This window comes from Pseudomonas sp. A39 (assembly GCF_058145955.1).
Genome location: NZ_JBYVMD010000005.1, coordinates 1 through 13,987, shown reverse-complemented (window position 1 = coordinate 13,987; position 13,987 = coordinate 1). Strand labels below are relative to the sequence as shown.

The 13,987-nt window shown below is 59.2% G+C and carries 17 protein-coding genes; 13 read left to right on the top strand and 4 right to left on the bottom strand.

Annotated elements, in window-relative coordinates; all coding sequences use genetic code 11:
- The first annotated feature begins 34 nt into the window (after nucleotides 1–34).
- Nucleotides 35–1,129, top strand: a complete 1,095-nt coding sequence (gene apbC / locus AC3ZU9_RS05180; RefSeq protein ID WP_122809911.1) for an iron-sulfur cluster carrier protein ApbC — start codon at nucleotides 35–37, stop codon at nucleotides 1,127–1,129.
- A gap of 494 nt (nucleotides 1,130–1,623) precedes the next feature.
- On the opposite strand, the gene fdxA is transcribed toward apbC, so the two are convergent.
- The 4 genes from fdxA to AC3ZU9_RS05160 all read right to left on the bottom strand — a co-directional run bounded on the left by fdxA (nucleotide 1,624) and on the right by AC3ZU9_RS05160 (nucleotide 5,703).
- On the bottom strand, nucleotides 1,624–1,947 hold the full coding sequence (fdxA, locus tag AC3ZU9_RS05175; RefSeq protein ID WP_003208688.1) for a ferredoxin FdxA: 324 nt from the start codon (nucleotides 1,945–1,947) through the stop codon (nucleotides 1,624–1,626).
- A gap of 142 nt (nucleotides 1,948–2,089) precedes the next feature.
- Complete coding sequence (mutS, locus tag AC3ZU9_RS05170) at nucleotides 2,090–4,681, bottom strand: DNA mismatch repair protein MutS (protein WP_490090390.1); 2,592 nt, start codon at nucleotides 4,679–4,681, stop codon at nucleotides 2,090–2,092.
- A 169-nt stretch (nucleotides 4,682–4,850) separates the two neighbouring features.
- Nucleotides 4,851–5,222 carry a hypothetical protein gene (locus AC3ZU9_RS05165; protein WP_046034443.1) on the bottom strand — a complete coding sequence of 124 codons (372 nt, stop codon included), beginning with the start codon at nucleotides 5,220–5,222 and terminating at the stop codon, nucleotides 4,851–4,853.
- Nucleotides 5,215–5,703 carry a Panacea domain-containing protein gene (locus tag AC3ZU9_RS05160; protein WP_043204860.1) on the bottom strand — a complete coding sequence of 163 codons (489 nt, stop codon included), beginning with the start codon at nucleotides 5,701–5,703 and terminating at the stop codon, nucleotides 5,215–5,217. The genes AC3ZU9_RS05165 and AC3ZU9_RS05160 overlap by 8 nt, the downstream gene beginning before the upstream one ends.
- 266 nt (nucleotides 5,704–5,969) lie before the next feature.
- Here AC3ZU9_RS05160 and AC3ZU9_RS05155 point away from each other — a divergent pair, with 266 nt between their 5' ends.
- The 12 genes from AC3ZU9_RS05155 to AC3ZU9_RS05100 form a co-directional block, all read left to right on the top strand.
- A complete protein-coding gene (locus tag AC3ZU9_RS05155; protein ID WP_005785382.1) occupies nucleotides 5,970–6,704 on the top strand; it encodes a LexA family transcriptional regulator in 735 nt (244 codons plus the stop codon).
- A gap of 5 nt (nucleotides 6,705–6,709) precedes the next feature.
- The gene (locus tag AC3ZU9_RS05150; protein WP_148270890.1) at nucleotides 6,710–6,958 is read left to right on the top strand and encodes a hypothetical protein; all 249 of its coding nucleotides are present in this window, start codon (nucleotides 6,710–6,712) and stop codon (nucleotides 6,956–6,958) included.
- 337 nt (nucleotides 6,959–7,295) lie between these two features.
- Nucleotides 7,296–7,640 carry a phage holin family protein gene (locus AC3ZU9_RS05145; RefSeq protein ID WP_012722501.1) on the top strand — a complete coding sequence of 115 codons (345 nt, stop codon included), beginning with the start codon at nucleotides 7,296–7,298 and terminating at the stop codon, nucleotides 7,638–7,640.
- 21 nt (nucleotides 7,641–7,661) lie between these two features.
- Complete coding sequence (locus AC3ZU9_RS05140) at nucleotides 7,662–8,177, top strand: hypothetical protein (protein ID WP_046034444.1); 516 nt, start codon at nucleotides 7,662–7,664, stop codon at nucleotides 8,175–8,177.
- A 3-nt stretch (nucleotides 8,178–8,180) separates the two neighbouring features.
- Nucleotides 8,181–8,792 (top strand): phage baseplate assembly protein V, encoded by a 612-nt coding sequence (locus tag AC3ZU9_RS05135; protein WP_490090389.1) that lies wholly within the window; start codon nucleotides 8,181–8,183, stop codon nucleotides 8,790–8,792.
- Nucleotides 8,793–8,801: 9 nt separating this feature from the next.
- On the top strand, nucleotides 8,802–9,134 hold the full coding sequence (locus tag AC3ZU9_RS05130; protein WP_490090388.1) for a phage baseplate protein: 333 nt from the start codon (nucleotides 8,802–8,804) through the stop codon (nucleotides 9,132–9,134).
- Entirely contained in the window at nucleotides 9,131–10,126 is a 996-nt protein-coding gene (locus AC3ZU9_RS05125; RefSeq protein ID WP_490090387.1) for a baseplate J/gp47 family protein, read from the top strand. Before AC3ZU9_RS05130 ends, AC3ZU9_RS05125 begins: the two co-directional genes overlap by 4 nt.
- Complete coding sequence (locus AC3ZU9_RS05120; protein WP_012722506.1) at nucleotides 10,123–10,752, top strand: phage tail protein I; 630 nt, start codon at nucleotides 10,123–10,125, stop codon at nucleotides 10,750–10,752. The genes AC3ZU9_RS05125 and AC3ZU9_RS05120 overlap by 4 nt, the downstream gene beginning before the upstream one ends.
- Nucleotides 10,753–12,249 carry a phage tail-collar fiber domain-containing protein gene (locus AC3ZU9_RS05115; protein WP_490090386.1) on the top strand — a complete coding sequence of 499 codons (1,497 nt, stop codon included), beginning with the start codon at nucleotides 10,753–10,755 and terminating at the stop codon, nucleotides 12,247–12,249. It begins immediately after the preceding gene.
- Nucleotides 12,250–12,258: 9 nt separating this feature from the next.
- The gene (locus tag AC3ZU9_RS05110; protein WP_490090385.1) at nucleotides 12,259–12,690 is read left to right on the top strand and encodes a phage tail assembly chaperone; all 432 of its coding nucleotides are present in this window, start codon (nucleotides 12,259–12,261) and stop codon (nucleotides 12,688–12,690) included.
- An 84-nt stretch (nucleotides 12,691–12,774) separates the two neighbouring features.
- Nucleotides 12,775–12,966 carry a hypothetical protein gene (locus tag AC3ZU9_RS05105; protein WP_046034449.1) on the top strand — a complete coding sequence of 64 codons (192 nt, stop codon included), beginning with the start codon at nucleotides 12,775–12,777 and terminating at the stop codon, nucleotides 12,964–12,966.
- A gap of 2 nt (nucleotides 12,967–12,968) precedes the next feature.
- Nucleotides 12,969–13,987 (top strand): phage tail sheath protein (locus tag AC3ZU9_RS05100; RefSeq protein ID WP_490090384.1); only part of this gene is annotated, 1,019 nt, incomplete at its 3' end.

Sequence of the window (13,987 nt, the reverse complement as noted above, 5' to 3'; positions counted from 1 at the left end):
CCTGTTTCAGTCAGTCTTTTTTCGGGAGTAGCCCATGAGCGCCGTCAATCGCGCAGCGGTGGAAGCCGTCCTTCGCCAGTACACCGACCCCTATTTGAACCAAGACCCGGTCAGCGCCGGCTGTGTACGTGCCATCGAAATCCAGGGCGACCAGGTGTCGGTCCACATGGAGCTGGGCTATGCCGCAGGTCTGTTCAAGAGCGGTTGGGCGCAGATGCTGCAAATGGCCATTGAGGGCCTCGAGGGCGTGCGTTCCGCCAATGTCGACATCCAATGCGTGATCGCTGCGCATAAGGCCCAGGCGCAGATCCCGGGCCTGGCCAACGTCAAGAACGTGGTCGCGGTGGCGTCTGGCAAGGGCGGTGTGGGTAAGTCCACCACGGCGGCCAACCTGGCCTTGGCCCTGGCCCGTGAGGGCGCGCGCGTGGGCATTCTCGATGCGGATATCTATGGCCCGAGCCAAGGCGTGATGTTCGGCATCGCCGAAGGCACGCGGCCGAAGGTCAAGGACCAGAAGTGGTTCGTGCCCATCGAGTCACTGGGCGTGGAAGTGATGTCCATGGCCTTTCTTACCGATGACAACACGCCAATGGTCTGGCGCGGGCCGATGGTTTCCGGCGCCTTGCTGCAACTGGTCACCCAGACTGCCTGGGGCGACCTGGACTACTTGGTGATCGACATGCCGCCAGGCACCGGTGATATCCAGCTGACCCTGGCGCAAAAGGTGCCGGTGGCCGGCTCGGTGATTGTCACCACGCCCCAGGACCTGGCGCTGCTCGACGCGAAGAAAGGCGTGGAGATGTTCCGTAAGGTCAATATCCCGGTGCTGGGCGTCGTGGAGAATATGGCGGTCCACATCTGCTCCAACTGCGGCCACGCCGAGCATCTGTTCGGCGAAGGCGGCGGCGAGAAGCTGGCGACCCAATACGGCGTGGAGCTGCTGGCTTCACTGCCGCTTTCGATGTCGATCCGCGAGCAGGCTGACGGCGGTAAGCCCACCGTCATGGCTGAGCCGGATAGCCAGATCGCCATGATCTATCAGGAGTTGGCGCGTCATGTGGGCGCGCGGATCGTCCTGCAAGAGGCGGCGACGCCCGCGATGCCGACCATTACCGTCAGCGACGACTGAGGTTAATGAAGGGGAAAAGCCTCGACTGTGTCGGGGCTTTTTCATGCGTGGAGAGTGGTCAAGCAGTCGCGACGGCGCTTTTACGCAGTGGGTGGTGTAAGCATTTGCTTACTTTTCCGTAAGTGTTTGGTTTTTTCATCCGCCATGTACGTCCCAAAATCCTGAGAGACTTTTCTATCTAATTGAAATATAACAATTAATTGTTCTTTGTTTGACGCGAAAGGTTGCCGGCCGGCGGCGTGCATCCCGTTGAACTTACTTTGGAACTCTCTAAGATCAGCCCTGTGTCCACGGATTGGCACAGCCATCAAGGAACGATGGTTCGAAGGAATGTCGCAGGATGCGATTCATCAGGATGATGAAAAGGAATACAGGGACTAGGGAAAAATGTGGGCGGGTCATACCGCCCCTTTTTTTTGCCTGTAGAAAAGTGAAACCCGCCCTCCAGAAACGCAAAAAGGCCCGCAAGGGGCCTTTTAGGGGGGGCAACGCTATCAGCGTTCGAGGTCTGCAATCTTACCTTTTTTGCCATCCCACTCCGCTGCATCCGGCATCGGGTCTTTGCGTTCAGTGATATTCGGCCAGATTTCCGCCAGCTCGACGTTCAACTGAATAAATTCCTGCATTTCTGCCGGGACTTCGTCCTCGGAGAAAATAGCGACGGCCGGGCATTCAGGCTCACACAGGGCGCAGTCAATGCACTCGTCCGGGTGGATAACCAGGAAGTTCGGGCCTTCGTAGAAGCAGTCCACCGGACACACTTCGACGCAGTCGGTGTACTTGCACTTGATGCAGTTGTCGGTAACGACGAAGGTCATTTCTAATTTTCTCCTCAGGCGGCGGCAGCGAAACCCTTTGTGGCAGGGCTCGCGAGGTTCGGGAGCGATAGTCTGCAGGCCAGGCTAAAAGCCCACAGCATCCCAAACCGCGCGAGAGTCTACCAGCTTGCAAGCGTCTGCGTTATATCCGAACCTGCAGTGCATATAACATTTCGAGCGCTTTACGGGGCGTCAAGCCGTCCAGGTCAAGTTTTGCCAACTCATCCAGCACCGGATGGGGCAGGCTGGCGAACATGTCACTCTGATGCGGTGCGGCCGGTTTGCTGGTGGCTTTGGTTGGGCTGGCGACCACGGTTTCATGGGGCAAGGCCGTGGTTTCCAGGCGGCTGAGGTGTTCGCGGGCGCGGGTAATCACATCGTTTGGCACGCCGGCCAGTTGTGCCACGGCCAGGCCGTAACTCTGGCTGGCAGGCCCCGGCAGCACGTGATGCAAGAACACGATGCGCTCGTTGTGCTCGGTGGCATTCAGGTGCACGTTGGCCACCAGTGGCTCACTTTCCGGCAACACCGTCAGCTCGAAGTAGTGTGTGGCGAACAGCGTATAGGCACGCAAGTGCGCCAGGCGCTCGGCCGCCGCCCACGCCAGGGACAGGCCGTCAAAGGTGCTGGTGCCACGGCCCACTTCGTCCATCAGCACCAGGCTGCGCTCGGTGGCGTTGTGCAGGATGTTGGCGGTTTCGCTCATTTCCACCATAAAGGTCGAACGGCCACCGGCGAGGTCATCGCTGGAACCGATCCGGGTGAAAATCCGGTCCACCAGTGACAGCTCGCAGCTGGCCGCCGGCACGAAGCTGCCGATATGCGCCAGCAGCACGATCAAAGCGGTCTGGCGCATGTAGGTGGATTTACCGCCCATGTTCGGACCAGTGATCACCAGCATGCGGGTATCGTCGTCCAGCGACAGGTCGTTGGCGACGAACGGCGTGGTCAACACTTGCTCTACCACTGGGTGGCGACCTTGCACGATGCGCATGCACGGCTCGCTGACAAAACGCGGGCAGTTCAAGTCAAGGTTCAGTGCACGCTCGGCCAGGTTGCTCAGCACGTCCAGTTCGGCCAGGGCTGCCGCAGTGTCCTGCAGCGGCGCCAGTTGGCTGATCAAGTCCTCAAGCAACGCCTCGTAAAGCATTTTTTCCCGCGCCAGGGCACGGCTCTTGGCCGACAGGGCCTTGTCTTCGAACGCTTTGAGTTCCGGGGTGATAAAGCGCTCGGCGCCCTTGAGGGTCTGGCGACGTTGATAGTCGATCGGTGCCGATTCAGCCTGCTTGCTCGGCAACTCAATAAAGTAGCCATGCACGCGGTTGTAGCCGACTTTCAAGTTGGCCAGGCCGGTGCGGGCCTTTTCGCGGGCTTCCAGATCGATCAGGAACTGCCCGGCGTTTTCGCTCAGGGATTGCAGCTCGTCCAGCTCGCTGTCGTAACCGGTCTTGAGTACGCCGCCGTCGCGGATGATCGCCGGCGGGTTGTCGATGATGGCTTTTTCCAGCAGTGCCGCGAGTTCCGGGTAGGTACCCGCGGTAACCGCAAGCTGTTGCAGGTGTGGCGTATCCAGCTCGGTCATCGCCACTTGCAGTTGTGGCAAGGCCCCAAGAGCGTCGCGCAAGCGTGCCAGGTCACGCGGGCGCGCGTTACGCAGGCCAATCCGCGCCAGGATGCGCTCGATATCACCGATTTCCTTCAGCTGTGGCTGCAGCTTTTCAAAGCGATAGCCGTCGAGTAGGCAGGTAATTGAGGTCTGTCGCGCTTGCAGTACAGTCAGGTCGCGTAGTGGACGGTTCAACCAGCGGGTCAGCAAGCGACTGCCCATGGCCGTCTGACAGCGGTCAACCACCGATTGCAGGGTGTTATCGCGCCCGCCGGCCAGGTTGGTGTCCAGCTCCAGGTTGCGACGGCTGGCGCCATCGAGCATCACGGTATCGTCGAGACGCTCGTGACGCAGGCTGCGCAAATGCGGCAGGGCGGTGCGCTGGGTTTCCTTGGCGTAGCCAAGCAGGCAACCGGCGGCACCGATAGCGAGTGTCAACGTTTCACAACCGAAGCCTTTAAGGTCCTGCACCGAGAACTGCTGGCATAGACTTTTCAACGCCGAATCACGCTCGAAGTCCCACGGCGCGCGACGCTTTGTCCCACGGCGTTTTTCCGCCGGCAGATCCTTCGGCCAATCATCCGGAATCAACAACTCCACCGGATTGATGCGCTCCAGCTCCGCCAGCAGGTTCTCCCAGCCCTTGATCTCCAGCACGCTGAAATTGCCACTGGTGATATCCAGCACCGACAGCCCGAACAAACGCTCATCGCCCAGCACCGCGGCGATCAGGTTATCGCGACGCTCGTCCAGCAGCGCCTCATCACTCACCGTCCCCGGCGTAATAATGCGCACCACCTGACGTTCAACCGGCCCCTTGCTGGTGGCCGGATCGCCGATCTGCTCACAGATCACCACTGATTCGCCCAGCTTGACCAGCTTGACCAGATAACCTTCCAACGAATGGTAAGGAATCCCACACATCGGAATCGACTGCCCCGCCGATTGCCCACGCGCGGTCAGGGTGATGTCCAGCAACTTGGCAGCCTTCTTCGCGTCTTCATAGAAGATCTCGTAGAAGTCGCCCATGCGATAGAACATCAACTGATCAGGGTGCTGGTTTTTCAGGCGCCAGTACTGCTGCATCATTGGCGTGTGGGAGGACAGATCGGACGTATTTTTACTCATTGGGTCGTAGGCAAATTCGTTGAAGGAGTGGGGCAAATGTGGGGCATTCCGCCCTGCGATTTTGCAATGGGCGCAAGGTTAACACGCGAGGTCGGGGCTTCGCAGGTCGCAAACGGGTAGGTAAAACGCAGGCCGAAAGCCAGAGGTGGGGAGCAGGCTCCAGGCGCCGCTATTTTGCCCTGCGGCCACTGGCGGGGAACAAGCCTCGGATAACCCCGAGAAAAGCGGCAAACAAGTTGATGGAGGTTGCGGTGGTGATAGCGATCAACACGTTGTCGGAAAACGGAGCTTTGCCGGAATAGTAAGTTGACCAACCATTCCACACGAGCAAAACGGCCCAAAAGATCACGCCGCAGGCAGCAAACCAGAAAGCACGCCCCGCATACTTCTTGCGCAGCTGCCTTTCGGCCTTCTGATCCTTCAGGTTTTGGTTTCTTTCATCGTCAGCACCCACTGCCTGCTCGCCCCCAGGTTGGGAGTCCTGGTCGGGCCCTGATGCGGGGGGCAGTGTCAGCTCAAGGTTGTCGAGTTCCTCACTCACGGTTGCGGCTCTTTGGGTGAATGAACTCCGCCATTTCCTTCCAGTCAATGGCGGAACCATCCGCTCCCCTGAGTGCCCAGGCGGTACCTTCCTCGTGGGAGAGGTTGGACAGTTGAGTCCCTGACCACTTGCCGTATTTATTGATAATGCGGTCAATCAGACGCTGGGCGTAGGTATCGCTTTCAGGAATTCTCGGTGTCACGAAGACGATGTCTTCGACGTCGGGTTTAAGGTTGCTGAGCAGCGACGTCACAGGGCGGCTGCCGTAGGACTTCAACTCATGATAGAGCGATGGAATGACCGGGCCGTATTGCCAGCGGGCAAAGTGATCATCCATAAGGGGTAGCTCCCTTTCACGCAGATGCCAGGACTGCGTGTAAAACAGCAGCTTTTGAAGCTTCATTGGAGTCAAGCCTGAAAGCTTGCCTTCTTTGGCGCGTTCAATGAAGGCGTTAGCAACAGCTAGAGCTGAATAAGCCATGAGCACCTCCGAAATGGCTGGCTACGTTGTTATAGAGTTTCATATATAGGCTCGGGATTGTCGACATGCAATGGCGTCGGTTGACGGGCGCCGTGCCGTATCCCGGGCAGGCTGGAAAAGTTGAATCAAGTCTGGCGGATAATAGTGGGCTGAATACTGTTTGTATAGACAGTGTTTCGTGAGGATTTTAGCGGAATACTGATAAATGCATAGATTATGCAAATTAGCATTTGCCAACCCCAAAATCTCCCGCCATTATCCCCGTTATGCAAAAACGCAACGTTTCTATCGTCTTAAGAGAACTGCTGGACCGCGACCGGATCTCCCCCACGGAGCTTCACCGGCGTACCGGCGTGCCTCAATCCACGTTGTCCCGGATTCTCAGCGGCAAGATCGTTGATCCGTCGGACAAGCACATCTCCCGTATCGCCGAGTACTTTCGTGTCAGCACCGACCAGTTGCGCGGGCGCGCGGCGGTGGGCGCCCTGCGCGATGACGGGCGCGACCCGATGCATTCGGAACTCAAGGACATAAGCCTGTGGGATGACGACACGCCCGTTAATGATGACGAGGTGTCGATCCCCTTTCTGCGCGAGGTTGAATTGGCTGCTGGATCAGGAAGATTCGTCATCGAGGAAAGCGAGAAGGCCAGCCTGCGGTTCGGCAAGCGCAGCCTGCGGCATAACGGTGTGCAGTTCGATCAGGCCAAGTGCGTGACGGTGCGCGGCAACAGTATGTTGCCGGTACTGCGTGATGGTGCGACGGTCGGGGTGAACGCGGGCAAGAGTGGCATTGGTGACATCGTTGATGGCGACTTGTATGCCATCAACCACAATGGCCAATTGCGCGTGAAACAGCTCTATCGTCTGCCTTCCGGGATTCGCCTGCGCAGTTTCAATCGCGACGAACACCCGGATGAGGACTACAGCTTCCAGGATATCCAGGATGAGCAGATCAGCATCCTCGGTCATGTGTTCTGGTGGGGCATGTACGCCCGTTAACCTCCTTGCGTAAGACAAAGCCCGCCCATGAGCGGGCTTTTTTTCGCCTGTGGCAAATCACCGAACCTTTGGCCTGCAAGGCTGAAAATGCATTTGTGCAATTCACGCCAAAAATTAAATGCATTTGTGCATTGACTGTATATGCATACATGCATATTCTTCGTCTCAAGCCAGCCAACAAGGTGGTGGAGGCGGCAAGGATGCTGCCAAGGAAGACAAGGAAGGCACGCAACATCGGCAAGGACGCCATCTGAGCGATGGCAGGGATGCCAAGCAACACCGGCAAGGATGCCGACGCTCTTTAGTGTTACCGCTTCAAGAACAGGCAGCGATGAACCGGCCTTAACGGTTCAGAGGGTTGGCAACTGACCCGGGTGTGCAGCGTAAAGCACCAGAAGCAGTTATCCGGCAGACAGGGATCGTGGTCGGAAAAACATTGAGGAAAGGTCCGTACCGCGCCAGTAGCGCCGAAAGACCGAGGACATCATTACTGAAAAGCCCGGGCAACCGGGCTTTTTGGAATGCCTACCTACACATGGATTTACCCAAGAGCCGGCTCTGTGCCGGTAGTGCTCAGCCAGGAGGCGTGACATGACAAACGAGCAGCAAGCGTTAGCGGAAATGCCTATCTGGCTGGTGATCGTACTGGCCCTGATCGGCGGGGTGTCTGGCGAGATGTGGCGCGCCGACAAAGAGGGAGCCCGTGGTTGGTCGCTGGTACGGCGCCTGGCGCTGCGTTCTGGGGCGTGCATGGTCTGCGGCGTGTCGGCATTGATGCTGTGCTACGCCGCCGGCATGTCGATCTGGACCGCCGGGGCCATCGGTTGCCTGACCGCCATGGCCGGTGCGGACGTGGCCATCGGCCTTTATGAACGCTGGGCGGCCAAGCGCATCGGGGTCAACGAGGCCCCGACCTCTCGCCCTGATCAGCAGTAACCGCTGCAAGGACGCAAGCAGATGACACTTCTTGAAAAACCTTCCCAATTGCCCATCGCGATTGGGGACGCACTGAAAAGCGCGTTCCCACAGCTGCGCGTTGGCAATCACCATGATTTTCCCGACTCGGGCGATAAAACCGGCATCTTGATCAGCGTGGAGCGCAACGGCCCTGGCGTTCGCTCCCTTGCTGGGCGTAAGGCCCATGCCTTGTCGGTGTCACTCAGGGCCACGGTGGCCAACGGGTCGGCACCGTTTGACGCGTGCGACCTGGCCAGCCAAATGATGGACCTGGCCCTGGATAACCGCTGGGGCCTGCCGCCAGACCAGTGCGACCTGCCCACCGCGATTGTCGCGGCACCTTCCGCACTCACCGGCGCGGAAACGGACTACGACACCTGGAGCGTGTCCTTTACCCAAAACCTCTACCTCGGCCCGTCACTGCTCGACGATCCCACAGGCAAACCGCTGTTTGCCTGCACGTGGGAGGTCACGAACATCGACGATCCGGACCAATATCGCCCGCTGCAGGAGTAGCCCATGTTCGATGCACTGCTACGCATGCAACTGGGGCCGATCGTCGAACGCCTGGCGGAAATGGAAACTCAGCTGGAAGACCTGTATCGACGCGCAGAGAGCTTTTGCCGGATTGGCGTGTGCCAGGAGGTCGACGCCGCCAGCAATACCTGCAAGGTCAGCCACGGTGATTTGCTCAGCCCGGCGATCCGATTCTTCAACCCAAGCGCTGGAGCGCAAACCGAAACGCGCATTCCTTCAGTGGGCGAACAATGCCTGCTGCTCAATTACGGCGGTGGGGAAGGGGGCGCGCAGTCGGTGGCGTTGTTTGGCCTCAACAGCAGTCTCTTTCCGTCGGTGTCCGCCGTTGCGTCGCTGACGCGGCGTCGCTACCAGGACGGCACCCAAAGCGACTACGACGACGCCAGACACCTGTTCAATTGGGTTAACGGCCCGACCACGTTCAGCGGCTCCCGCGAGCAGGTCGACGTCAAGGTCGGTGCCGCCAGCCTGACCATGAATACCCAAAGCATCACCCTGCAACTCGGCGCCACCGGCGTGTTGCTGGATGCCGCCGGCGTGCATTTGAGCGGCCCGGTGGTGGATCACCAAGGCCGCGTGATCAGCAGCGCATAAGGATTTGCCATGATCGGAATCGATAGGAACACCGGGGCAGCCGTCGATGACTGGCTGCAATTCGTGCAGCGCGCCACCCGAGCGCTGACCACCCCGCTGGGCACTCGGCAGAAACGCCCACTGTACGGCTCGATGATCCCGCAACTGCTCGGCCAGAACCTCGGCGACGACCTGTTGATCCTCGCCCAAAGCCACGCCGCGCAGGCGTTCTACACCGCCCAGAACGGCATCGCCGACTTTCAACCCCAGGTCATCGTCGCCACCCGCCAGGGCGCCGGTTTGTTGCTGCGTTTTGCCGGCACCTGGAAAAACCGCCAACAATCCTTCGAGGTCGTGACATGAGCATGTTGATCCCTGGCCAGAACCAACTGGCGGAACCGGCCCTCATCGCTGTCGATGAGTTCGAACCCTTGTTGGCCGAGTTCAAGGCCTTCGTGGTCGACTACGTCGCCATCCGCGCGCCGCAAAGCGCGGCCAAACTCAGGGTCAGCCTCGACAATGAAAGCGAACTGCTGACCCTGGCCCTGGAAGCGTTTTGCGTGCGCCTGCAAACCCACGAGCGCAAGTACAACGCCCGCATCAAACAGATGCTGGCGTGGTGGGCCACCGGCAGCAACCTGGATGCACGCCTGGCCGACATGGGCCTGGAGCGCCAGGTGCTTGACCCCGGCGATCCGGCCGCCTTCCCGCCGGTGCCGCCGTTGCTGGAAAGCGACGACGACGCCCGCCTGCGTTACTACCTGGCCCCACACGCCCCGGCGGCGGGTTCGCGCATGCAATATCGCCGCGAGGTGTTCACCCTGGGCGAGCGGCCGTCGGTCAAGGTGCAAAGCGCCACGCCGGGTGTGGTCACCGTCAGCTACACCTTTGACCCGGACGGCTATGCGGCTCAGGTCAAGGACGGCAACGGCCGACGCACCGCCCCCGGCGAGGTGATGGTCACTGTGCTTTCAAGAGACGGTGATGGCACCGCGTCTGCCGATTTGCTTGACGGCGTACGGCGACATTTCGCACGACCCGATGTAAGGCCGGAAACCGATCACGTCACCGTCCAGGGGGCACAGATCCAGCGCTATAAAATTCGTGTGGTCGCCAAGATCAACGCCGGTCCTGATTCGGGGTTGACCCAAGTGGCTGCTCAGCAACTGCTGCAAACCTACGCCGACTCCTGCCATCGCTTGGAAGGCCGAGTCGACCCAAGCTGGATCGACTACGCCATCCACAGCGCCGGCGCCGCGCAACTGCAGATCCTCGAACCGCTGGAGCCGATCATCAGCTCGGCATTCCAGGCTCCGTACTGCACGGGCGTCGAGGTGGAGGTGCGTACGCTATGAGTGAACCCAAAGCGAGCCTGTTGCCTGCCAACAGCTCACCGCTGGAAAAGGCGTTGGACCTGGGCTTCGGCTATTTGCTGGAACGGGTGACGCCACCCTTCCCTCAACTGATGGACCCGGATCACACACCGGCGGCGTTCTTGCCCTACCTGGCAGCGGACCGCGCGGTGAACGAATGGAGCACCACGGCCCCCGAGGCCGAGAAGCGCCTGACCGTCAAACTCGCTTGGCCTACCGCCCGGCAGGCCGGCACCCGCCAAGCCCTGGAAAACGCCGCCAAGGGCCTGCAACTAAGCCCCGAAGTGCGCGCCTGGTACGAGCAAAAACCGCCCGGCGTGCCCTACAGCTTTGCCGTACGCGCCTGGACCGAATTGCCCTACAGCGAAACCATCGACGCCCGGCTCGACCGCCGCTTGGCCGACGCCAAAAGCGAGCGCGACATCCTGTCGATCTCCGTGGGCCTGAGCGCCTCCGGTCGCCACAGCATCGGCGCCGCCACGCTGTGCGGCGAACTCACCACGATCTATCCCAACGTGCTGGCAGGGGTCGAGGCCTCAGGGCGCGCCTTTATGGCGGCTGGCCTCTACACCGTCGAAACCACCACCCTTTATCCACAGGAGCACTAAATGGCTGACTATTACACCCTGCTCACCGACGCGGGGATCGCCTACGAAACCGCCTGCAAGGCTGCCGGCGTGCCGATCAAACTGGCGCAGATCTCCGTCGGCGACGGCAACGGCGCTGTCTATAACCCTGATGCCAGCGCAAAAGCGCTGAAACGCGAAGTCTGGCGCGGGCCGTTGAACGCTTTATTCCAGGATGAGAAAAACGCCAATTGGTTGATGGCCGAAGTCACCATCCCGTCGGATGTGGGCGGCTGGTATGTGCGCGAAGCTGGGTTGTGGACGGATAGCGGGATTTTGTATGCCATCGTTAAATACCCGGAGTCGTATAAGCCGGTGTTGGCGACGTCGGGGTCGGGGAAGGAGTTTTATATTCGCTCGATTTTCGAGACGAGTAATGCGGCGATTGTGACGTTGTTGATTGATGACACGGTGGTGAAGGCGACTCGGGCTTGGGTGATGGATTATCTGGGGAAGGGGACGTATTCCAAGGCTGAGATTGAGACGTTGATTGCCAAGGCTTCGGCGTTGCCGGTTGGGGTGATGGTGCCATTTCCGTTGGGCTCCGTACCCCCTGGTTATTTGGAGGTGGATAACAGCCTGTTTAAGGATGACGTTTATCCGGACCTTGCCGCGTACCTAGGGAAAAAATTTAACTTAGACGGTGATGCACGTGATCACACGCGGCTACCAGAGTCGCGAGGAGAGTTTTTTCGTGGCTGGGATCATGGAAGAGCTATTGACCCTGGGCGATCGATTGGCAGCTATCAAAAAGGATCATTGGTTGCGATCGATAATGCTGCGGATTGTGTGTGGGGAATAACAGTTCCAAGTAGTGCTAATAATTTAGCTACGACTCAGAGCATCGCAGGCTTGGACTCGATTGCAGTAACAGGAGACTACGTCGGGGCAAAGCTGGTTTATCCAAATAATGTTCCCGTCTCTACGGCGGATCTTCCAGGCTTGGCGGGAAATTTAGGCAGCGCTGGTGTAACCCGTCCTCGTAACCTAGCAGTAATGTGGTGCATAAAAGCCTGGAATGCGCCAATCAATCAAGGAAACATCGATATTGCGGCGCTGGTACCTTTCACGTCGCAGTCTACGGAAATCAATCAGGGTACGGCAAAAATCGCAACACAGCCGTTGACGGATACCGGAACAGATGACGCGACTATCGTAACCCCGAAGAAAATGCGGTTCGGCTTCCAGTTCATTAAGGGCGTCAACGGAGCGATTATTTTTCCAACTTGGCTGGGTGGCTGGATTATTCAGTGGGGATCAACGCCTGAGATCCCTAACGCTACGGCAGCTACGTTCAATTACACCGTGCCTTTCCCTACTGCCGCGATTTGTCCGGGGGCTTTTCGTCGAACCCAAGGTAATAACTCGGCCACCGTATCCACAACACTGAGTCAGATCACCATCAACAACCGTCCGCATTACACACCTGACGTATCGGGCACTGCGAATCTTTACTATTTCTTTTGCTTTGGTTATTGAGGGGGCGCAATGCGCAAGTTTCTAGCTTTGAATGAGGATCGAGAAGTGATTGCACACTTGATTGAGGGGGTGCATGAAATCCCGTTAGGTGCCGCCTTGATGGATGGCGAACTCTGGTATGAAGTTACACAGGACATTGGCTGCACTTGGCATGTGAGCGACGCTGGGGTTCTATCAAAGCGCTCCAAAGTTGACTTTCTTAAAGATCCCGCAACGTTCGAACGTGAGTGGCGCGGTGCTGAGTTGGCTGCCGTCATATGGCTGCGCGAACGTCACCGTGACGAGCAGGAACTTGGCGGAGAAACGACATTGTCCGCCGAGCAGTTCGCAGAGTTGCTGGCCTATATGCAGTCCCTGCGCAACTGGCCCCAATCGCCCGACTTTCCAGATAGCAGGCATCGGCCCATAGCCCCACCTTGGATCGCCGAGCAATCCGAATAAACGCCCCGCACTGACGGGGCGTTTTCTTTCCCGATCTGATATCCGCCGCCTTGAGCGGCTTTTTTGTGCCTGGAGATCCTACCTATGCCCACCCGCCAAACCTACACCGTCCTCATCCCATTCCCCACCGGCGCCGGCCATTGGTCCACCGTCGGTCAGGAATTGGAGCTGCTGGACGTTGAAGCATCCGCCCTGCGCACCGCTGGCCGTCTGGAACTCACCAGCGTCCTTAACACCACCCCGGCCAAAAAGGCCACTACCAAGAAGGCTGAATAACCATGGCTGAGGTTCTGAACTTCGAGCACAACGGCATCACCGTGAATGCCACTGAGTCTCCCGAGGCCATGGGTGGCCTGGGTGACAACGTGATTGGCCTGGTCGGCACTGCGCCGAAGGCCCATGCGTCGATCCCGAAAAACGCGCCGTTCCGTATCAACAGTTTCACCACCCAGGCACTGCTGGACCCCACCGGTACCGAGTCGGGCACGCTGTTCCACGCGGTCTACCAGATCCTCAAGGTGGTCAAGGTGCCGGTCTATGTGGTGATCGTGGAGGAGGGCGCCACTCCGGCGGATACCCTCAACAATGTAATCGGCGGTGACGAGCCGGTTACCGGTCGCAAGCTGGGCCTGGCTGCACTGGCCAGCGTGCCGGAAGACCTGACCATCATCGGGGCTCCGGGCTTCACCGGTACCAAGGCTGTGGCCGGCGAGTTCGCCTCGTTCGGCAAGCGCATCAAGGCCCGCGTGGTGCTGGACGGCAAAGACGCAAGCGTTGCCGACCAGGTGACCTACAGCGGCGAACTGGGCGGTGCCGACCTGGGCTTCGACCGATGCCTGCTGGTGCACAACATGCCGTCGGTGTACTCCAAGGCGGCGAAGAAAAACGTGTTCCTCGCGCCATCGTCCCTGGCTATCGCGGCGCTGGCCAAGGTCAAGCAATGGGAAAGCCCGGGCAATCAGGTGACGTTCGCCGAGGACGTTTCCCGCGTGGTTGAGTACAACATCCTCGACACTTCGACCGAAGGCGACCTGCTCAACCGTTATGGCGTGAGCTACTACGCCCGCACCATTCTCGGCGGTTTCTCGCTGCTGGGTAACCGCTCCATCACCGGCAAGTTCATCAGCTACGTCGGCCTCGAAGACGCCATCAGCCGCAAGCTGGTCAAGGCCGGCCAGAAAGCCATGGCCAAGAACCTCACCAAGTCCTTCATGGACCAAGAGGTCAAGCGCATCAACGATTGGCTGCAAACCCTGGTCGCCGACGAAACCATCCCCGGCGGCAGCGTGTACCTGCA

What these genes read in the sequence shown, in the direction of transcription:
- AC3ZU9_RS05140 (WP_046034444.1), top strand. Translation starts at nt 7,662, where the DNA reads ATGACACTTCTTGAAAAACCTTCCCAATTGCCCATCGCGATTGGGGAC.
- AC3ZU9_RS05160 (WP_043204860.1), bottom strand. Translation starts at nt 5,703, where the DNA reads ATGGCTTATTCAGCTCTAGCTGTTGCTAACGCCTTCATTGAACGCGCC.
- AC3ZU9_RS05115 (WP_490090386.1), top strand. Translation starts at nt 10,753, where the DNA reads ATGGCTGACTATTACACCCTGCTCACCGACGCGGGGATCGCCTACGAA.
- AC3ZU9_RS05105 (WP_046034449.1), top strand. Translation starts at nt 12,775, where the DNA reads ATGCCCACCCGCCAAACCTACACCGTCCTCATCCCATTCCCCACCGGC.
- AC3ZU9_RS05110 (WP_490090385.1), top strand. Translation starts at nt 12,259, where the DNA reads ATGCGCAAGTTTCTAGCTTTGAATGAGGATCGAGAAGTGATTGCACAC.
- AC3ZU9_RS05125 (WP_490090387.1), top strand. Translation starts at nt 9,131, where the DNA reads ATGAGCATGTTGATCCCTGGCCAGAACCAACTGGCGGAACCGGCCCTC.
- AC3ZU9_RS05120 (WP_012722506.1), top strand. Translation starts at nt 10,123, where the DNA reads ATGAGTGAACCCAAAGCGAGCCTGTTGCCTGCCAACAGCTCACCGCTG.
- AC3ZU9_RS05155 (WP_005785382.1), top strand. Translation starts at nt 5,970, where the DNA reads ATGCAAAAACGCAACGTTTCTATCGTCTTAAGAGAACTGCTGGACCGC.
- fdxA (WP_003208688.1), bottom strand. Translation starts at nt 1,947, where the DNA reads ATGACCTTCGTCGTTACCGACAACTGCATCAAGTGCAAGTACACCGAC.
- AC3ZU9_RS05145 (WP_012722501.1), top strand. Translation starts at nt 7,296, where the DNA reads ATGACAAACGAGCAGCAAGCGTTAGCGGAAATGCCTATCTGGCTGGTG.
- mutS (WP_490090390.1), bottom strand. Translation starts at nt 4,681, where the DNA reads ATGAGTAAAAATACGTCCGATCTGTCCTCCCACACGCCAATGATGCAG.
- apbC (WP_122809911.1), top strand. Translation starts at nt 35, where the DNA reads ATGAGCGCCGTCAATCGCGCAGCGGTGGAAGCCGTCCTTCGCCAGTAC.
- AC3ZU9_RS05135 (WP_490090389.1), top strand. Translation starts at nt 8,181, where the DNA reads ATGTTCGATGCACTGCTACGCATGCAACTGGGGCCGATCGTCGAACGC.
- AC3ZU9_RS05130 (WP_490090388.1), top strand. Translation starts at nt 8,802, where the DNA reads ATGATCGGAATCGATAGGAACACCGGGGCAGCCGTCGATGACTGGCTG.